This is a genomic window from Variovorax paradoxus (assembly GCA_016806145.1).
Lineage (GTDB): Bacteria > Pseudomonadota > Gammaproteobacteria > Burkholderiales > Burkholderiaceae_C > Variovorax.
In genome coordinates, this window is sequence record CP063168.1 from 46326 (window position 1) to 65211 (window position 18886).

At 59.3% G+C, this 18886-nt stretch carries 18 protein-coding genes; 12 read left to right on the forward strand and 6 right to left on the reverse strand.

The window, feature by feature from the left end; genetic code table 11:
• Positions 1–24: 24 nt before the first annotated feature.
• The 10 genes from INQ48_42710 (at position 25) to INQ48_42755 (ending at position 11642) form a co-directional block, all read left to right on the forward strand.
• Positions 25–489, forward strand: coding sequence for a VOC family protein (locus INQ48_42710; protein QRF63351.1), 465 nt, complete (start codon positions 25–27; stop codon positions 487–489).
• A complete protein-coding gene (locus INQ48_42715) occupies positions 489–1664 on the forward strand; it encodes an alanine--glyoxylate aminotransferase family protein (protein QRF63352.1) in 1176 nt (391 codons plus the stop codon). The genes INQ48_42710 and INQ48_42715 overlap by 1 nt, the downstream gene beginning before the upstream one ends.
• Positions 1642–3441, forward strand: a complete 1800-nt coding sequence (locus INQ48_42720) for a gamma-glutamyltransferase family protein (protein QRF63353.1) — start codon at positions 1642–1644, stop codon at positions 3439–3441. Before INQ48_42715 ends, INQ48_42720 begins: the two co-directional genes overlap by 23 nt.
• 432 nt (positions 3442–3873) lie before the next feature.
• Positions 3874–5244: a VOC family protein gene (locus INQ48_42725; protein QRF63354.1), complete on the forward strand. Its 1371-nt coding sequence runs from the start codon at positions 3874–3876 to the stop codon at positions 5242–5244.
• A complete protein-coding gene (locus INQ48_42730; GenBank protein ID QRF63355.1) occupies positions 5241–6668 on the forward strand; it encodes an FAD-binding oxidoreductase in 1428 nt (475 codons plus the stop codon). Before INQ48_42725 ends, INQ48_42730 begins: the two co-directional genes overlap by 4 nt.
• Positions 6669–6687: 19 nt before the next feature.
• A complete protein-coding gene (locus INQ48_42735) occupies positions 6688–7893 on the forward strand; it encodes a PLP-dependent aminotransferase family protein (GenBank protein QRF63356.1) in 1206 nt (401 codons plus the stop codon).
• 73 nt (positions 7894–7966) lie between these two features.
• Positions 7967–9064, forward strand: coding sequence for an extracellular solute-binding protein (locus tag INQ48_42740; protein QRF63357.1), 1098 nt, complete (start codon positions 7967–7969; stop codon positions 9062–9064).
• Between the two features lie 506 nt (positions 9065–9570).
• Entirely contained in the window at positions 9571–10320 is a 750-nt protein-coding gene (locus tag INQ48_42745) for an electron transfer flavoprotein subunit beta/FixA family protein (GenBank protein QRF63358.1), read from the forward strand.
• Positions 10321–10334: 14 nt separating this feature from the next.
• A complete protein-coding gene (locus INQ48_42750; GenBank protein QRF63359.1) occupies positions 10335–11267 on the forward strand; it encodes an electron transfer flavoprotein subunit alpha/FixB family protein in 933 nt (310 codons plus the stop codon).
• Between the two features lie 36 nt (positions 11268–11303).
• Positions 11304–11642, forward strand: a complete 339-nt coding sequence (locus INQ48_42755; protein ID QRF63426.1) for a transposase — start codon at positions 11304–11306, stop codon at positions 11640–11642.
• A 191-nt stretch (positions 11643–11833) separates the two neighbouring features.
• Here the strand turns inward: INQ48_42755 and INQ48_42760 are convergent, their stop codons facing one another.
• The 6 genes from INQ48_42760 to INQ48_42785 all read right to left on the reverse strand — a co-directional run bounded on the left by INQ48_42760 (position 11834) and on the right by INQ48_42785 (position 17440).
• Positions 11834–12082: a hypothetical protein gene (locus tag INQ48_42760; GenBank protein ID QRF63360.1), complete on the reverse strand. Its 249-nt coding sequence runs from the start codon at positions 12080–12082 to the stop codon at positions 11834–11836.
• Between the two features lie 44 nt (positions 12083–12126).
• Complete coding sequence (locus tag INQ48_42765; protein QRF63361.1) at positions 12127–12507, reverse strand: hypothetical protein; 381 nt, start codon at positions 12505–12507, stop codon at positions 12127–12129.
• A gap of 208 nt (positions 12508–12715) precedes the next feature.
• Positions 12716–14140 carry a carbohydrate porin gene (locus tag INQ48_42770; protein QRF63362.1) on the reverse strand — a complete coding sequence of 475 codons (1425 nt, stop codon included), beginning with the start codon at positions 14138–14140 and terminating at the stop codon, positions 12716–12718.
• A gap of 179 nt (positions 14141–14319) precedes the next feature.
• The gene (locus INQ48_42775) at positions 14320–14679 is read right to left on the reverse strand and encodes a RidA family protein (GenBank protein ID QRF63363.1); all 360 of its coding nucleotides are present in this window, start codon (positions 14677–14679) and stop codon (positions 14320–14322) included.
• Positions 14680–14787: 108 nt separating this feature from the next.
• Positions 14788–15744, reverse strand: coding sequence for a membrane dipeptidase (locus tag INQ48_42780; GenBank protein QRF63364.1), 957 nt, complete (start codon positions 15742–15744; stop codon positions 14788–14790).
• A 43-nt stretch (positions 15745–15787) separates the two neighbouring features.
• A complete protein-coding gene (locus INQ48_42785; protein QRF63365.1) occupies positions 15788–17440 on the reverse strand; it encodes a serine hydrolase in 1653 nt (550 codons plus the stop codon).
• A 282-nt stretch (positions 17441–17722) separates the two neighbouring features.
• On the opposite strand from INQ48_42785, the gene INQ48_42790 reads away from it, so the two are divergent.
• Together INQ48_42790 and INQ48_42795 are read left to right on the forward strand one after the other, a co-directional pair.
• Entirely contained in the window at positions 17723–18403 is a 681-nt protein-coding gene (locus INQ48_42790; GenBank protein QRF63366.1) for a helix-turn-helix transcriptional regulator, read from the forward strand.
• 198 nt (positions 18404–18601) lie between these two features.
• On the forward strand, positions 18602–18886 hold the full coding sequence (locus INQ48_42795) for a hypothetical protein (GenBank protein ID QRF63367.1): 285 nt from the start codon (positions 18602–18604) through the stop codon (positions 18884–18886).

Sequence of the window (18886 nt, forward strand, 5' to 3'; positions counted from 1 at the left end):
TGAACTATCAAAACCGGATAAAAAATGGAACTGAAATTCAGCCATGTCGACATCGTAGTCAAGGACCTCAAGCGCGCCATCGAATATTGTCGCCAAGTGCTCGGCTGCAAGTGTTCCGACCTGCGCGTCTGGAATCGGGACGGATTCCATGTGGAGTATGTTGTCATGTTCAATGGTGAAGAGCGCTTCATGCTCGTTCAACCATTTGAGGGTGTGCTCAAGGACCTGCTCGATGAGAAGGGCGAGGGCACAATCTACCGCCTCTGCTACACGGTCCCCGATATCTATGCCGCATTCGCTGAGCTAAAGGCGGCGGGTGTCCAGCCTGAGAATGAGCAAGGCCAGGCGTTGCAAGTCGAAGATCTCTCTGCTGCCACGGGGAAGCCGATCATTTGGTTGCCCAAAGCCTTGGGATCGCTGTCCATCGAGTTGCTCGACCGAGCTTACATGGAGCCTCGGATGGAACAAGCGCGGCTCGGGGCGAACTGATGATGATCACACTCAATGACGGTCGAAGCTCAGCCGAATCGGTGCGGCCGAGCGGGCGAGGCGCCATCTTGAATATGTCGACCGGGCCGGTTGAAGTGTCGCCGGCGGTGCTAGACGCACAGTTGGAGCCGATGCTTACACCGCACCATCCCAGTTTTTGGGAGCTGCATGACCAGACCATCGGAATGCTGCAGAAAGCCTTGCGAACCACTGGCAAGGTGCTGATGATGCACGGGTCGATCCGGACAGGAATCGACTTGGCTTTGGGTAACTTCATCGGTCCCAGGTCGAGGGTTCTGGCTATACAGAATGGATTCTGGGGTGCCCTCATAGCTGAATGGGCGGCTCTGCGAGGCGCGGAGGTCGTCACTGTCGATCATGGACCTCTTGAATCTCTCGACCTCGAAAAGATCGAAAATTTGCTTCGGCAGTCTCATTTTGATCTAGTGACGGTCGTGCATGTCGAGACGAATGCCGGCATCGTCAATCCAATCGAAAAGTTGGGTCAGATCGTCGCACGTACCGATGCGCTGTACTTTGTGGATACCGCTTGTTCTGCTGGGGCCATTCCTGTCGAAACCGATCGATGGAGAATTGACATCGGAACGACCGGTTCTCACAAGTGCTTGGCGTCTGTGCCGGGCATTGCTGTGATTACGCTTTCGGAGAAAGCTTGGAGCCGCATCCGAGAAAGGGAAATGGGTGCGTACTTCAATTTTCGACGCTGGTGGGCTGCCACTGTCGACCGCCAGTCGCTTCCACCATTCACGCAGCCGTCATCTCTAGTCAGAGCGTTACGGCGGGCTTTGATCGAGATTGCGCCTGATGGAATCGAGTCCTGGTGGAGGCACCATGCGGATGTCGCGTCAGACTTCATGCGACGGACGCGCCAGGCTGGCTTTGGCTTCCTTCTTGACGAGGCAGAGACTCCGCATCCGCGGAGCGCGTATGCCGACTCGGTCATGGCAATCTCGTACCCGGCGGGCGTGTCCGATGAAGCCTTTCGCAGCACTTTGTTCGACAGATTTGGCATCTTTGTTATCGGCAATGTTGGTGTCTATGCCGGACGTTCATTCCGCGTTGGATTGATGAGTCCGTCTCAATTAGAGCCCAAGAACGTTGACGCACTTCTTCGAGCAATGTCCGAGGCTCGTGACCTCGCTCGAAGCGCCTGACACGCTCAGTTCAAAGTCAAAATTTCCGCTATCCAAATACAGCTACGGCCTCGGCTCAAGCTATCTATCCATTCCATTACATCGGAGCAAGTCAATGCCATTGAATTCAACGCGTAGCAACTGGACCCATGATAAGACCGAGGCCACCGCGACGGGCGGGATGGTCTCATCCCGCCATCCGCTTTCGGCAGAGGCGGGGCTCGAGATACTCAAGGCTGGTGGGAATGCGGTGGACGCTGCTGTCGCCGCGTCGTTTGCAGAAAGTGTCGTGCAGCCGGCCGCAAGCACCATCGGCGGTGGAGGTCTCTTCACGATCAGCCTTGCAAGTGGAGAGACGCACGGAATCAACTATATGTGGCAGGCGCCTCTGAAGGCTTCCGGCAACATGTTCCCCATGGAAGGTGTGCCTGAGCGCGGGCTTTTCGGCTGGAGTGGCGTAAAGGACCAAGCCAACGAGATCGGGGGCCTTGCGGTCGCAGTGCCTGGCTCGGTCGCCGGTCTTGTCAAGGCCTCGAAGCAGTTCGGTCGCCTTCCATTGGCGGACGTGATGCGTCCGGCCATCCGACTGGCCAAGGAAGGCTTCGAAATGGATTGGTATGGCAGCCTCATGGCGGGCATTCACCTCGACATCTTGAAGCGCTTTCCCACGACGGCTAAAGCGCTATTGCGCGATGGGGAGTTCCCGTTCCGTCCCAATATGATCGGGCGTGCGGATATCCATCGTCAGAGCAGTTTGGCAGAGACGCTATCTGCGATCGCCAAAGATGGTGCCGCGGCTTTCTATACCGGCCAGATTGCGAAGAGCATCGTGGACGCTGTGAACGCACACGGAGGAGTGTTCTCGGAAGAGGATCTTTCGACCTATGAAGCGATCCAGACCAAGACCATCCAGGTCGAATACCACGGCCATGTTGTCAGGGGACAACCAGCTGGATTTACGATCTATGGGCAGTGCCTGAATGTGTTGGCACATATGGACCTGGGGGCTTATGCGCCCAATTCCGCAAAGCGGCTGCATCTGCTTATCGAGGTATTCAGGCACTGCTTGCGGGATCGGATGAAGGTCAATCCTGATATGGGTACTCGTGAGGGCGCTTGGTCGTATTTGCTGAGCGCTGAGTATGCAAAGCGACTCGCGCAGCAGATCAATCGAGAGCGTCGAAGCGATATCGTGTCTTGGATAAGCGACTATCAAGAGAACCAGCCTGCAGGCGATTCCCGCACTGTGCATATTGCCGCGGTGGACGGCGAGGGATCAATGGCAAGTCTTACGGAGACGGTGATTGGTAACTACGGCTCCTTCGTCATGTCTGACTCGGGCGTTCTGTTGAACAACGGGATGATCTCGTTCGCACCGGTGCCAGGCTATTCCAATTCCATCGAGCCCGGACGCCGGCCCTCTAGCTTCATCAGTCCTCTACACATCACGCGACCGGACGGTTCCATCTTCACGGTGGGCTCTTCGGGTGGCATCAAGATCATGACGTCGGTGCTTCAACTGACGAGCTTCATGATTGATCACGGGATGTCCCCTCAACAGGCAGCCTCCCAACCGCGAATCGATTTCGAGGGACCAAAGGTGATCGTGGATGGTCGTTTTGATCAGGCGACTCTCGATGAGCTGAAAGATCTTGGTCATGACATCGAGGTGAGATCGGAGGAGCTGTCGACATTCGAGTATGGCAACCCCTGCATTCTTTCGAGGGATCTGAATGGCGTGATCCAGGGCGGGGTCAATCCTTACCAAGCGACGGTCGCGGCCGGCTACGACCGTTGATCTGACGGCTCTTTCCAGTTTGCGCCTAGCTGCTCAATGAAGTTGCGATTCAATGTCTTCGGGAGACTACTGCTTGTTGAAGCGGGCACCGATGGGTGGAAAGCCTTCTACATGGGCGCAGACGGGAAAAGACGAGTTGCAGACTTCTCGATACCTGAATTTTTACGGGAAGATGAGTTGGCCCAGTACCTAGATGATCTTTTCCACGAGTACGCAATGCCCTGGAATCGAGACGTTCGGCAGCTGTTCGGCTCTGTGAACTAGTTTGCATCGAACTGGACCAGCTGTGGCAGCGATGTTTAAGGCGCTACCAACGTAGGAATGCGGTTGCGCATCTGCTGCCGGCTTAGCCCCAGTGGTGCTGTAAGACCTACAAGTGCGGGGCGTGGTGGGCTGTCCAGCACCGATTCTCAAAATCTCCCTCACCTCATTATGCAAGACAGAAAACTGTTATCCCCTGACGCGATACGCGCGGAGTTTTCCGCGGCGTTGTCGTCCATGTATCGCAAGGAAGTGCCCAAGTACGGCTTGCTGATGGACTTGGTTGCCGACATTAACGCGGAGGTGCTGCAGGATCAGCCCTCACTGCGGGCAGCACTCCTCGCGAATGAGTCCCTCGCTCGGCTTGACCAGGAGCGGCACGGCGCGATCCGTCTTGGCACCGAAGAAGAACTCGCGGTGGTTTGTCGCATGTTTGCAGTCATGGGCATGGAGCCCGTGGGCTACTACGATCTCGGTCCGGCCGGTGTGCCAGTCCATTCGACGGCCTTCCGTCCGATTTCGACCTCGGCTCTGGCGGCCAATCCATTCCGCATGTTCACCTCGCTGCTGCGGCTTCCACTTGTCGAAGACCCTACGCTGCGAGATGAGGCTGCGGCGATCCTGGCGCGACGGCGCATCTTCACCCCGAAAGCGCTCGAACTCCTAGCTTTGGCCGAGACGCAAGGGGGGCTGGACGCGGAGCAGGCGGCTGATTTTGTCCCGGCGCTCATCGAGACCTTTCGTTGGCATGGTGACGCAACTGTTGATTCGGAAACCTATGCGCGCCTGCTGGCGGCGCATCGTCTCGTGGCGGATGTGGTGTGCTTCCGTGGGCCGCACCTCAATCATCTGACCCCAAGGATTCTCGACATCGATGCGGCCCAAGTGGAGATGCCGCGTCGTGGCGTAGACGCAAAGTCCCTGATTGAAGGGCCGCCTCGACGGCACCACCCGATTCTTCTGCGCCAGACCAGCTTCAAGGCGTTGGATGAATCGATTGTTTTCGCTGGTACGTCCGCGGTCACCGGTGCACATACTGCGCGTTTTGGAGAGATCGAGCAGCGAGGTGTGGCCCTTACCCGTGCCGGGCGCGCACTTTACGACCGCTTGCTGGAACAAGCACGAAGCGGTGACGAGGCCGTCTCGTATCTCGACAGATTGACGCGCGCTTTTGAGGCCTTTCCAGATGACCTGGACGCGATGCGTCGTGAAGGCCTGGCCTTCTTCCGCTATCGGATCGCGGAAAGCGCCGAAAAAACTCAGGATGTAGCGCACTTGTCGATCGAGGCATTGCTGGAGCGCGGCATTGTGCGGGCGGATCCGATCGTATATGAGGATTTCTTACCTGTGAGTGCAGCGGGAATTTTCCGCTCCAACCTCGGAGACACCATCGGCTCGAGTTACGCGTTGCAGGGCAGCCGTGTCGAATTCGAGCGAGCGCTTGGCCGTGAAGTCGTCGACGAGATCCGCCTGTATGAGGAAGCTGAAGCGCGTTCCATCGCTGAGATCCGCGTGGCGCTGTCACCCACGGTTCCCGCATGAAGGCGCTACTCGACCGCCTGCAGTCGCTGCTGGGCGATAAGGGCTTGCTCACCGGGGAGGCGATGGCGACCTACGAGCTGGGTGCACGCTACGGCAAAGGTCGTGCATTGGCGGTGCTGCGTCCGGCTTCGGCTACCGAACTGCGTGAGGCCGTACGCGCGGCATTTGAGCATGGCGTGGTCTTGGTGCCTCAAGGCGCCAACACCGGGCTGGTCGGCGCGAGCTCACCAGACGGCAGTGGGCGTCAGTTCATCGTGTCGACTGAGCGAATGCGTTCAGTCTGCGAGATCGATCCCGACAACCGCAGCGTGCGCGTGGCAGCGGGCATGCGCTTAAGCGAGCTCAACGAACGACTTGCTCCTCACGGTCTGTGGTTTCCCATCGATATCGGGGCTGACCCGTCGATTGGTGGCATGGTTGCAGCGAACACCGGTGGCACGCGGTTGATCCGCTACGGTGACGTTCGTCACAACCTGCTCGCTTTGGAGGTCGTGCTCTGCCAGCTCGGGGCTCCGCTTCTGCGGTTGGGAAGTGCTCTGCGCAAGGACAACACTGGGCCGAACCTTCGAGAACTGTTTGTCGGTTCGTCGGGTGTAGGTGGATTGATTACCGAAGTGACGGTCGAGGTGGTTCCGCGGCCCCAGCAGTCCGCGACGGCTCTGGTGGTGCCTAAGTCGGACGCCTCGGTGATGGAACTCCTGCGCGCGATCGAGTCCGAGCTGGGGGACTTTCTCGCGGCCTTCGAAGGTTTATCCGAGCATGCGCTCCAGGCGGCGATCAATCATGTACCGAGCCTTCGCAATCCGTTCGCACCGGGGCCGCTGCCCGAGTTCGCCTTGCTGATCGAGCTTGAAAGTTCCTCTTCAGCTGCAGCAATTGGTCTCGATCTTCAAGCGTGTCTCGATCGGTTTCTTGAAAATCAGTTTGATCGAACGATCAGCAATGCGGTGCTCGGCAGCGGCGCTTCTCTTTGGCACATAAGACATGCAATCAGCGACGGCGCGCGGGCGCTTGGTGAGCCGATCGCATTCGACGTCTCACTGCCCAGGTCGAAGCTGATGATCTTCCGTCGGGCGGCGCTCGAGTTTGTGGCTAACAGCTTTCCTGCGCTGATCGTGATCGATTTCGGCCACATTGCCGATGGAGGGATGCATTTCAACGTCGTACGCCCGCACGAGACACCGCCGCTCGATGTGGCGCAGATCACGAAGTTGCGTGACACGATCTACAGCTTGGTGGTCGAGGTTTTCGGAGGCAGCTATAGCGCTGAACATGGCATCGGACCGCATAACCTCGTCTACTACCAGCGCTATGAAGATGTCGAGTCACAAGTGCTGGCGCAAGGGATTCGGGCATTGCTGGACCCGCACGCTCTGTGCGGTGCGGTCGACTTCGGACCGGCTGTCCCGACACAGGCTCAATGATTTCCTGCAGGACACCAAGATGTACAAGATTCCGTTTTCCGCGCCGTATTCCGAGCCAGCCGGTTCCCCAATACGTGAGTTGTTTCCTTTTCTGAGTCGTCCGGGCATGATTTCATTGGCCGGCGGATACCCGTCGGCCGGCCTGTTCGATCAAGTAGGTCTGCAGCAAGCTTGCCTGCGAGCAATGGAGAGCCCTGGGCAGTCGCTGCAGTACTGCGCGACTGAGGGTCTGCCGGCACTTCGTGAACGGCTGAAGGAAGTGAGTTCCGCTCGCGGAGTTCATTGCGAATTGGAACAATTGATCGTGACCACGGGCTCGCAACAGGCGTTTGATCTGCTGGTACGGGTCTTGGTCGAGCCGGGAAACTGCGTCTATGTTGAGTCGCCAACCTATCCGGCGACGTTGCAGGCCTTGCGCTTGGCACAGTCCAAGATTGTGCAGATTCCGATGGATGCAATGGGCATTCGAATCGACGCTTTGGAGGCAATGCTTGCCAAAGCACCAAGCGATGAACGCCCTAAGCTGCTATACACCGTACCTAACTTTTCTAACCCAGCTGGCACCCTTCTACCAAGGGAGCGTCGCGAGGCGCTTGTTCAGTTGGCTCTCCGCTACGGCTTTCTGATTGTCGAGGACGACCCTTACGGAGCCCTCGACTTCGGATCCGGTACCCCTCCGACGTTGTTCGAGCTTGCCGGCGAGCTAGCGCCAGATAGAAATCCGGTGTTGTACCTGTCAAGTCTGTCGAAGACGGTGGCGCCGGCGCTCCGCATCGGATGGATGATTGTGCCTCGCGATGTTTCGAGGCGTTGCGCAATTGCGAAGCAGACAACCGATCTATGTAGCTCATCGCTTGCGCAGATGATTGCGGCCGAGTACCTGAATGGCGGTGGGGCTGATGTCGCCATTGAGGCTGCTCGCAAGGAGTACGGTCTGCGAATGAGGCATATGAGTGCGGCGCTAAGGGATCAACTTGGCGAACGAGCATCCTTCGTTGAACCGGCCGGAGGAATGTTCATTTGGTTGCAGACAACCCGGGAATTCGATCCAAAACGTTTGTTCGAGGCCTCGGTTGAGGCTGGGGTCTTGTTTGTTCCTGGCCGGGCGTTCTTCGAAGCGGATGCTGACCTGCATTGCATGCGGCTGACCTACGCATCGCCGGACTGCGGGCAGATTTCTGAAGGTATTGCACGTCTTGGCCATGCTTTTGACGCGGCTAAATAGAAATTGAGCCCTTTCGGGCTGGCTCATATCGCGCATCGCAATCGGCAAAACTTAACAATTTGGAGTTCCATCGATGTTCCTTCACTCGAAATCGGCGTCCATGCAATCGAAGTCAGCCCGCACTGCGGGGACACTCTTCCGTGTCGTCGCAGCGGCATGGATTGGGGCCGCCAGCAGTCTGGCAGGTGCGCAGACAAAGCCCTTGCAGGGGCAGCAGATTGTGCTTTACACCTCGGGAGGTACGCAACTCGAGACGACGCGGGAACTGGTCATCAAACCCTTCGAGGCCGAGAGCGGCGCGAAGGTGATTGTCGATGACACATGCTGCGCACGAATGCAGCCTGCACTGGAGGCAGGTCAGTACATCGGCGATCTCGTGATCGGTCTGGATCGAAGCAGCCTGCTCGCGCGCGCGGATCGGGGCATGCTATTGGCCGATCCAAGAGTCGAGCAAATCGCGCGACGACGGGGGGTGGCCGACCCATTTCCTTCATCGCAGCTAGTTGTCCTCAACCAGTACTCCTTCCTAATTGCGGCGAAGAATGACACCGTTCCGCTCCCGAAAACATGGGCGGAATTTTTCGACGTCAAGAAATTTCCTGGCACGCGAGGGCTTTTGCGCAACTCCCCGCACGTACAACTCGAGGCGGCGCTTCTTGCCGACGGGGTTTCGTCAGAGCGGCTCTACCCGCTGGATGTCGACCGAGCGTTTCGTAAGCTCGGTCAACTGCGGGCGTCTACGAAGATCGTAGTCAGCGCTTCAGGTGCCGATCAGATCAATAATCTCGGCACCGGCGAAGTGACCTATGGTATTACGTACAGCAACCGAGCATTCCTTGCGCAGCGCGATGGCATAAAGATCAACTTCGGCTATGACGATGGCTTCGTAGTGGGTAATGCCGCGGCGCTCCTTAAAGGGGCGAAGAACGTCGACGGCGCAGTCGCGCTCCTGGAATACCACATGCGGCCAGAAGTGCTGGCGAAATTCGCTGAGCGAACGGGGATGGGTCCGTCATATAAGGCTGCCGCAGATCTTGTTGATGAAAAGTTGAAGCAAAAACTGCCAACGTCGATGGCCAACTTGGCGCGCCAGCATCGATTGAGCGACGAATACTGGCAGGCCAATCAGGTCGAACTCAACAAACGTTGGTTGGCTTGGCTCGCGCAGTGACGCAATCCGTTGAAAGTGCCGCTTGCATCGCTGGCTTCCCAAGGGTCCTCTATCAGCTTTCAATACGCAACCCCGCTTGGCACATTGCATGAATTTTCGAAGATCGACGACGCCGGTTTGCTGAAGTGAGGCGATGCACGTTTTGGCGGACGAATCGCGGTCAGGGTTCCTCCTCTGTCCTCACGTCGGAGTTAGTCAACGGGTTCGGGAAGCGGGTAGGGGTGAGCCTTGATACTCGTGCGAGTGTTGCAAACATAAGGCATTCGACGGATCGTCGAATCACCTTGTCTGCTGGCGGGCCGTGGGCAGTTGCTCAACGCTTGCTCGAATCTTCCTGCCAAGCGCTTGGTTGGCTCAGATGGTCAGGCCTTTTCCACCGCCTGAATCTTTTAGATGTCTGTTGAGACGACGAAGCTTCTTCGTCAAGCATTGTTGTGCGGCGCTGACGTCTTCTCGTCGTATTTTGCTGCAGCGTAAAATTTGATCTTCTCGAAAGGAAAAGACTGATGAAGGTTTTGGTGCCCGTTAAGCGGGTCGTCGACTACAACGTGAAGGTGCGCGTCAAGAGCGACGGCACGGGCGTGGACATCGCCAATGTCAAGATGAGCATGAACCCCTTCGACGAGATCGCCGTCGAAGAGGCCGTGCGCCTAAAGGAGAAGGGCGTGGTGACCGAGGTCATCGCCGTCTCGTGCGGCGACGCCAAGTCGCAGGAAACCCTGCGCACCGCGATGGCCATCGGCGCCGACCGCGGCATCCTGGTCGAGACCTCGGAAGAGCTGCAGCCGCTGGCCGTGGCCAAGCTGCTCAAGGCGCTGGTCGACAAGGAACAGCCGCAGCTCATCATCCTCGGCAAGCAGGCCATCGACGACGATGCCAACCAGACCGGCCAGATGCTGGCCGCGCTGGCCGACCTGCCGCAAGCCACCTTCGCTTCGAAGGTCGAAGTCGCCGGTGACAAGGCCAACGTCACGCGCGAAGTCGACGGCGGTCTCGAGACCGTTTCGCTCACGCTGCCGGCCGTCATCACGACCGACCTGCGCCTCAACGAGCCGCGCTACGTGACCTTGCCCAACATCATGAAGGCCAAGAAGAAGCAGCTCGACACCTTCAAGCCCGAGGACCTCGGCGTGGACGTCAAGCCGCGCCTGAAGACGCTGAAGGTCTCGGAACCGCCGAAGCGCGGCGCCGGCATCAAGGTGCCCGACGTGGCGACCCTGGTGGACAAGCTGAAGAACGAAGCCAAAGTGATCTGAGGAAGACAACGAACATGACCGCACTCGTCATTGCCGAACACGACCACGCCAGCATCAAGCCGGCCACCCTCAACACCGTGACCGCCGCACTCGCCTGCGGTGGCGACGTCCACGTGCTCGTGGCCGGAGCCAACGCGGCAGAAGCTGCCAAGGCCGCCGCGCAGATCGCTGGCGTGACCAAGGTCATCGCCGCCGACAGCCCGAGCCTCGCCGAGAACCTCGCTGAAAACGTCGCCGCGCAAGTCCTCGCGATCGCTTCCAACTACAGCCACATCCTCTTCCCCTCGACCGCCAACGGCAAGAACGTCGCACCGCGCGTGGCCGCCAAGCTCGATGTCGCGCAGATTAGCGACATCACCAAGGTCGACAGCCCCGACACCTTCGAGCGTCCGATCTACGCCGGCAACGCCATTGCCACCGTGCAGAGCAGCGATGCCACCAAGGTGGTCACCGTTCGCACGACCGGCTTCGACGCCGCAGCCGCCACCGGTGGCAGCGCAACGGTCGAGACCGCCGAAGGCGTGGCCGACAGCGGCAAGAGCAGCTTCGTCGGCCGAGAAGTCACGAAGAGCGAGCGCCCCGAACTGACGGCCGCCAAGATCATCGTCTCGGGTGGCCGCGCGCTGGGCAGCGCCGAGAAGTTCACCGAAATGATGGCCCCGCTGGCCGACAAGCTCAACGCGGGCCTCGGTGCCAGCCGCGCCGCCGTCGATGCGGGCTACGCGCCGAACGACTGGCAAGTGGGCCAGACCGGCAAGATCGTCGCGCCGCAGCTGTACATCGCCGCTGGCATCTCGGGTGCGATCCAGCATCTGGCCGGCATGAAGGACTCCAAGGTGATCGTGGCGATCAACAAGGACGAAGAGGCGCCGATCTTCTCGGTGGCCGACTACGGCCTCGTGGCCGACCTGTTCACCGCCGTGCCCGAGCTGATCGAAGCCGCCTAGAGGCCACCTAGAAACCAGCACAGGTAGCCAGGGTGGCTGCCAAAGTGCACAGTCGGTGGGCGGGCCTTCGAGTTCATCAGCGAGCTGTCAAAGGTCGAGCAGGTCGTGACCGAACCGAGCCGAGAGGACTGGAGGCGTGCGCACCAGGAGCGATCACGCAAGGGGACTGATGCGCTGCACCAATGGCTAACCGCCGAGCGGCAGAAGGTGTTTGAGGGATCGGCTACAGCCAAGGCCATTGGCTACAGCTTGAAGCACTGGCGTGCGCTCACGCGCTACATCGACGACGGCGATTTCCCGGGCGACAACAATCCGGCGGAGAACCAGATCCGGCGCGATTGCGCTCGGGCGCACGAGCTGGCTGTTTGGCGGTAGCTGCGAGCTGGCTAGCGCGCCGCGGCCGACATGAGCCTGGTGCAGCGAGCCTGAACGGCCATGAGCCACACGCGGACCGCAAGGACGCCCTCTAGCGTTTGCCGACGCAACCCGCAAATCGAATTTCAGAACTGCCGCCGCATCATTGGGCGCAAGCGGCGGCTCGCTGAGCTCTTCCTGCAGGCGCTTGACTATACGATTTTCAGTGATGGCGCCCGCCGCCAGATAGCAATGAAATCACGACTGCCGTTGATGGCGCGCGAGTAGAGCCATGACGGCGTGAGCTTCTCATGCGGGATGGCCCAGATGGGCTTGTTCGCATGGACCTGCTCGTTGCCAACGAAAACATATTCGCCGCAGGATGCAATGAGCCTTTTTTCGTCCACGCCGAACATATTCCCTCCGGCGTCCGGCCGGTCCGCATCGAACAGATGCGTCACCCAGCACGCGATGACAACGTTTGGCCTGTACCTCTGCACGGCCGCTAAAGCGTCCAGCTTCTCGACATGCTCCCCGTAGGGCACGGTCGGTTGCCCAAGCCGCCGGTAATGGGCCTTGACCGCCGCGTCTTCTTGCTGGCGGTTGTCTGTAGCAGGAAGGAGAGGGCTCCTGCAAGAGCGCCGTGCCCCGCGCTGATCTCGATGGCCGTCTTGCCCTGAATATGGGTACGAAGGAAATCACACAACTCTTCGGTAGGGAAGCTGTACAGGCCATGACGCACGCCGAACACAAGCCGTTCTTGCGCCGTAGTGCCTTCAAGAACTCGAGCGGGGACCACACGAAGCCGCCCGTGGCTATCCAGCAGCAGGCTCAATATGTCCCGCACGCTTGCGGCATCGGTCAAATACACATCCATGGGGCTCATTGCTACCGATCGACAAAACCGGCATGCCGCGGTTACGACGATGAATTCCCCGCCGCATCGACGGGGTGGCAGGCAGCGCTGCCACCTGCCGTCAAGATGTGCTCTCCGCGCGCTTACGGTGCGGTGCAGGAAGATCTTGTGCAGCCCCACGGCCGAACAGGGCCACCCTTGGTTGGTGCATGGACGCTAGCCGTTCCGGGTACCGGCGTCAAAACACCAAGATCGCATTCATATTGAGATTGAGAGCGCTGGATCGCTTGGGCGAGAACGTAGGGTTGTCCGTATAGATCAGTGCGGATTGGACGTAAACCCCTCTGCTCACTCGATAAGCGTAGGAGACCGAGAAGCTTGTGGATGCCTTTGCCGCACTCTGGCCCGCCGCTACAGCAGTGTCTCTTGCCCACGTGCTGTACTTGTTCTTGGAAATTCCGAAAGCTAGCAAATCATAAGGGCGCGATTCAAAAGGCGCCAAGCTATAGATCGAGCCTCCGAAGGAGTCGGGCAGGTAATTGACGTTTCCTCTTCCCTTGTTGAGGTACGCGTTGACGTACCATCCCTTGTAGGGAAGATTCGAATCTGGCTGCGTCAATTGAACATCGCCGACAAGATAAGACCCATAGTTGTTGCTTTTCTTCGTCGGGTCATCCAGTCTCGTGTATTCCGAGTTGTTGTATGCGACACCCGCACGCACCCAGACTTTTCGTTGTTCGGGTGCTGCTTCGATTCGATAGCCAACCTCGTTGATGAAGATGGACTTTGCATCTTTCGTTCTGAATTTGAGGCCCGATCTATTCTCTTCCGAGTCGGCAAAAAGGCCATCCGGGCTGATGCTTCGGGCCACTCCAAAGTGGTTGTACCAACGTTTATCCTGGGAGTAGAACCGGACGTCGAAGGCTGGAGACGGCTTGAATCCAAGGGCTCCGACTTGAGCAAGAAGTCCGCTGCTCGGGCCCAGTGTCGATGCGGCAATATTGTTTCCCAACAAAGTGCCGTAGAACTGACCCGCCAGGCTAAAGTAGCCAATCTGGAGTATCAGCCTATCATTCATCATTGGAATTCGCGCGGAAAGCTGACTCAAGAATGCTTCCCGAATTCCGTCTCCTCGAAAACTGCTGTACGCAAAGGACCCGCCCAGGGTAAGCAGGGATCCCGCAGGAAGTCCGTGCCGTTCTAGGTCGTGCGTGAGCAGGAGGCTGCCAGTGCTTGTGGAAGAGGGTTTTTGCCCGCTGTAGACCTGCGTGCCGCGGTTGCGATTCCTCAGATCGTAGGTAAGGCCAGTGGTCAGGATCGCCTGTGCGTTCCACCCCTTGTCGTACATGGTCTGGCGAAGACCACCCAGTTCTGGAGAAATGGACTCGCAGTTGGACGGAAATGGCGATTCAGACCCTTTGTGGTTAAACCGATCATATTTCAGGCACGCGGGTAGCTCAGGCGTCGCTCCATTGTTGTTCGCGACCTCCTCGCCAGCACTTGCGCTTTGCGCGAATAGAAAAACGTGCATCAGCGAAAAAGCGGCAATGCGCAGGCCCGAAGATGGGGTTAAATCGCAGAGGATCGCTCTCTTCGTTGAGTTGTGTGTTATTTTGCCCTGCCTTTTCGATTGAGAAGGTAGCTGCGGGAAGACGTTTTTCATCCGATTGCCTCTTTATTCTGAAATGAATTTGGGTGTGTATTGAACAGAGCGCCCTTGAATAGGGAGGTTGATCTGTATGCGCAGTCGAGGCACCACGTATATCCTCGCGCCGTTGGAGCGAGGACCATCGCCTCTGACCTTCCGCTTCAGCCGCCGTTACGAACAGATGGGTTCTCAGATCAGAGGGCTGGCACAGCCGCCGTCACGACGATCTCTACCTTGAGTGCGGGCATTGCTAAGCGAGCCTCCACAGTTGCGCGCGGCGGTGCATTGCCGGCAGGTACCCAGTCGTCCCACGCCGCGTTCATCGCCGCAAAGTCGGCAATGTCGGCTAGGAAGATCTCAGCCCTCAGGATTTGGGTCTTGTCCGTGCCTGCCCGAGCAAGCAGCGCATCGATCTCTTCAAGGACCTGAGTGGTCTGGCCCCGCGCGTCCGCAGACACGTCGATGGGAATCTGACCGGCAAGGTAGGCGACGCCGTTGTGGAGGGCGATCTGGGAGATACGGGGGCCGACGTCGAAGCGTTGGAGGGTGGTCATAGTCAGTCTCGTAAAGAAATGAAGGTCGAATCTCTAAAGTGCTCACGGCGTAGCCTGCCTTGCCCGTGCGGACCGGCGCCTCGGATGCGGGTATCCGTGTTGGGCTGGCTACTCGCGCCAGATCTGCTCGGCGACTCGTAGCCAGTTGCCTCCGAACACGGCTGCTATCTCGACGTCGTTCATCCCTCGCATGCCGAGTTCTGCCGCCAAGGTCGGGAGTTCCTGGGGCGCCATCATCTTCAGATCGGATGCGTAGCCGAGGTGCGGTGGAAACTTGTCTGGATTCGCGGCAAGGAGATCGTCGATCTCGCGACGGTCGTGAATGAAGTCCAGCCCGATGCCAACGTGTTGAACGCCGACCAGTTCGGCCACGTGCATCACGTGTCGCGCCAGGTTGGCCGGCGAGGCATCGTTGTTTCCGAGAAACGTGCCGATGCCATTGATACCGATGACGCCGCCGCGTGCAGCGCAGGCGCGGATCAGCTCGTCGGGAATGTTGCGCGGGTGGTCGTGCAGCGCCCGCGGGTTGGAATGCGAGAAGATCAACGGAGCGGGCGATGCGTCGATCGCCTCGCGTGCGGTGCGGTAGCCCGTGTGCGAGCAGCAGGCGATCATGCCGACGCGCGCCATTTCCTCCAGCATCGCGCGTCCGAAGGGGGTTAGACCGGTGTCCTCGTCCTGGCATCCGCCGCCCGCTCGATTGTTCTGGTTATATGCCAACAGCATCCAGCACACTCCTAGCTCCCGGTAGAGCCCGATCAGGCTGAGCTGATCGCCGATGGCGTTTGCACCCTCGATATCGAAGCCAACAGCAAGTTGTCCGGCATCCTTGGCTGCGTGGATGTCGGCGACCGTTCGGATCAACCGGTACTGTGCAGGGCGCGCAGCCAGCCATGCGCGGAACGTGGCAAGCATACGCATGTGTGCCTCGATCGAGTCGTCGCCGAAGCCGACGTTGAGCATCACCACGTCTGTGCCGCTATGGTGGTGCCATTCGAGCTGGTCCATGAAGCTAACGTCCTGCGGGCGCACGGGCATGCACACATGGTTGTCCCATACCAGCATCGTGGAAATGGGCGGGGGTGCCTCTTGAACAAGAGTTGTCATCTCAGTCCCGTCGCTCGAAGTGCAGGTGCCGCGTGCGCAGCGTGTCTAGGATGAAGCCCGTCACCTGGCCATCCTTGTGCTCCACGTTGAGGACTCCGCGCAACGACAGCGCCATGATGGTCGAAGCCAGGCCGAAGACTTCGGGACTAAAGGCTTCGAGTGACATCGTCGAGACCGCATGCGCGCCGTACACATGCAGACGCAGGTCCTTGCCATCAAAGCGGATCTCGGCATCCGCGCCGAGGTCGTCGGCACGGTAGCGCCCGACCAGTGCGGCGCCCGCTTCCGTCAAGGATGGGGCGTCCGCCGACAGACGCTGGAATGTCGACGCGTTGCCTGCTTCGCTGAACTCAAGCGACGCTGGTGCCTCCTGCAAGTCCATCAACTGTGAAATGGGAAGGTTCAACGGGCCGACGGCGATCTCCTGGAAACCGATGCGCAGCGCGTCGCCGCCGTCCGTCAGCGGCATTGCCTGACTGTTCAGGAAGGCCAAGCACAACTTGCCGCCCACGTCGCCGAATCCGATGACGTGGCCAGTGCGCTTCGAGTGGTAGCGTGAACCCACCAGTGGAAGAAATCGTTGCGTTGAGACCTTCTCTGCGCGCGTGCCGAGCACGTCGCCGAGCATGACATCCACGACCTTGTTGGCGAGCTCGATGGGGTTCGCTGCCGCGCCATTGGTCATGATGACGATGTCGAGTGCATGACTGGGTACCGTCAACATCTGCGAAGCACCGCCGATCACGCCGCCGGCATGGTGGATCACGTCGAGGCCGCGGTACTCGTGCAGCATCAGCCCAAGGGCGTAAGGGTTGATGGTGCCGTTGTTTAGCCTCGAGAGCGTCGTCATCTGCGTCCACGTGGCGTCGCTGCCGACCGTCTTCGGGCCGCGCAGATGGACGAGCCAGCGCAACATGTCGTCAATCGTCGAGATCATCGCGCCTTCTCCAAGCACCTCCTCGCTGGGGAAGATGCCGCGCTTCCAGCCGCCGCCTGGCTGCGGCAGATGCAGCGTCGCCATGCCACGGTGGATCTCCATGTCGCTCGGTACCGAGGCGGTGTCCACCATGCGCAGTGGCATAAAGATGCGCTCGTGCAGGAACTGCTCGAAGGGCATGCCACTCACCCGCGCGATCACATGCGACAGGAGGTGGTATCCGCTGTTGCAGTAGAGGCTTGACTCGCCCGGCGCGAAGTTCACCGCAGTCTGGCGCAGCAACGCCTTGAGCGCACCGCCTTCTGGCCGGATCGCCATGCCGTCGGCAATGAAGCCCAGGTCGAGATAGCAGCGGTAGCCGCCGGTGTGCGACATCAATTGTCGCAGGCTAGGCTCTGCCTCGAGCGTTGGTAGCTCGGGGATGTAGCGTCGCACGCTTGCATCGGGATCGACCTTCCCCTCCTCGGCGAGTAGCAGCAGGGCCAGGCAGGTAAAGTGCTTGCTGGTGGACCCGATGCGCATGCGCGTCCAAGGCGTGTTGGCGACACCCAGTTCTACGCTTGCCAGCCCGAAACCGCGACGATAGAGCGTTTTGCCGTGCTGCGCGACGCCCACAACCAGGCCCGGCGCATCGCTGCGGTTGAACGCCTGAAACAAATCATCCAGTGCAGCGACGCTGGCCTCGACTGTGGCGGCCGAGGATATTGATTCGCTCATGCGAAATCGCGGGAGCGCACGAAACGGGCGGCGGTTGCCACGTCGACAGCTGCGGCATGGAAGACGCTGAGCCGTCGCAGCCCGTATCTCGTGAGTTCATCCGGGTGTGTAAAGCTGCAAAGGTTCATGAGGGTCCTTGGGGGCGGTCGCCGATCTCTTACAAGTGCGCCGCATAGTAGCAATAATATTTCCCCAACAGAAAAAAAAGTTCCATTTCGGATAGGTGTTGCCCATATTGCATTTTATTTGGAATGATGGAAGGCGCCTGCTACAGTGCGCGCCATGAACATGACTGCTCCCATCCCTGGCAACCGCAGCAACAACCCGGGTGCAACGATCCGCGCCTTGCGCCGCAGTGCGGACATGACACTTGCCGAACTAAGCACAAAGACGGGCTTGGCCGCCTCGACCCTTTCGAAGTTGGAGGCTGGGCACATATCTCCATCGTTCGACAAGCTCGCGGCAATCAGCCGTGGGCTGGGCGTCGACATGGCTGAGTTGCTAGGCAATCCGGTTCAGCCTGCCGCCCCGGTTCCCAGCGGGAGCGGGGGCCGTCGGGTGATGTTGCGCGCTGGTGAGGGCAAACGGGTGGAAACCCGGTGCTACAGCCAGACCTATCTCGCCACGGAGTTGCTGCACAAAAAGATGACGCCGATGATCGTGGAAGTGCGCGCACGCACGATGGACGAGTTCCGCGCGGAGTTTGGCGATTTCATCCGCCATCCGGGCGAGGAGTTCGTATACATCATCGAGGGCGAGGTGGAGTTTTGCACCGATCTCTATGAGCCGATGCTTCTGCGCGCGGGTGACACGCTTTACTTCGACAGCGAAATGGGTCATGCCTATCTCAAGGCGAGTGACTCACCCTGTCGCATCGTAGCGGCGGCTTCACCTCGTGGGAGCGCTGATCCGATGGTCGAGGCCTTTGTCTTGGCTTCGGAAAAGCGGGCTGCGGCTGGCTAGAGAAGCATCTGAACTAAACACAGCGGGGGGTGCTTGCCGCGAGCAGCTGATCCCTGATGGAAAAAATATTTCCATTAAGGCAAGTTTATTTCGTATAGTCCGTTCATCGCAATCGATGGATGGCTGTCATGAGTCAGGTCAAGCAAGTTGATTTCCTGGGGGATGGGCCCCATTGCCGCAGCGTTGGTAGCGGCTCTCTTGGCCTCCTGGGGCCCGGTGCTGCTTTTCAGGGCCGAGGAGCATCCCGGCGCCGACTCCATCGTCGGCTCGGCGGTCCTCATTCAGGAGCGCCTATGGCTTTTCATCGCCATTGCCTACCTGAACTCCGATTCGGGCTTGCCAAAGGAAGGCTGGGTGGGTTCGTCCGCGGGTGGTGGGCCGCAGCACTGCCGCGCCCAGGTCTCGACCGCCATCGACTCGCAGGTTCTTGCGGATGTCCGCCTCTGGCTGGGGCGCTGGACGGCCTCGGTTCACAAGGACTGA

Excerpts from the sequence above, each read along its gene's own strand:
- INQ48_42770 (QRF63362.1), bottom strand. The coding sequence starts at position 14,140 with ATGAAAAACGTCTTCCCGCAGCTACCTTCTCAATCGAAAAGGCAGGGC.
- INQ48_42710 (QRF63351.1), top strand. The coding sequence starts at position 25 with ATGGAACTGAAATTCAGCCATGTCGACATCGTAGTCAAGGACCTCAAG.
- INQ48_42735 (QRF63356.1), top strand. The coding sequence starts at position 6,688 with ATGTACAAGATTCCGTTTTCCGCGCCGTATTCCGAGCCAGCCGGTTCC.
- INQ48_42750 (QRF63359.1), top strand. The coding sequence starts at position 10,335 with ATGACCGCACTCGTCATTGCCGAACACGACCACGCCAGCATCAAGCCG.
- INQ48_42785 (QRF63365.1), bottom strand. The coding sequence starts at position 17,440 with ATGAGCGAATCAATATCCTCGGCCGCCACAGTCGAGGCCAGCGTCGCT.
- INQ48_42725 (QRF63354.1), top strand. The coding sequence starts at position 3,874 with ATGCAAGACAGAAAACTGTTATCCCCTGACGCGATACGCGCGGAGTTT.
- INQ48_42715 (QRF63352.1), top strand. The coding sequence starts at position 489 with ATGATGATCACACTCAATGACGGTCGAAGCTCAGCCGAATCGGTGCGG.
- INQ48_42730 (QRF63355.1), top strand. The coding sequence starts at position 5,241 with ATGAAGGCGCTACTCGACCGCCTGCAGTCGCTGCTGGGCGATAAGGGC.
- INQ48_42775 (QRF63363.1), bottom strand. The coding sequence starts at position 14,679 with ATGACCACCCTCCAACGCTTCGACGTCGGCCCCCGTATCTCCCAGATC.
- INQ48_42790 (QRF63366.1), top strand. The coding sequence starts at position 17,723 with ATGAACATGACTGCTCCCATCCCTGGCAACCGCAGCAACAACCCGGGT.
- INQ48_42740 (QRF63357.1), top strand. The coding sequence starts at position 7,967 with ATGTTCCTTCACTCGAAATCGGCGTCCATGCAATCGAAGTCAGCCCGC.
- INQ48_42745 (QRF63358.1), top strand. The coding sequence starts at position 9,571 with ATGAAGGTTTTGGTGCCCGTTAAGCGGGTCGTCGACTACAACGTGAAG.
- INQ48_42780 (QRF63364.1), bottom strand. The coding sequence starts at position 15,744 with ATGCTGGTATGGGACAACCATGTGTGCATGCCCGTGCGCCCGCAGGAC.
- INQ48_42765 (QRF63361.1), bottom strand. The coding sequence starts at position 12,507 with ATGAGCCCCATGGATGTGTATTTGACCGATGCCGCAAGCGTGCGGGAC.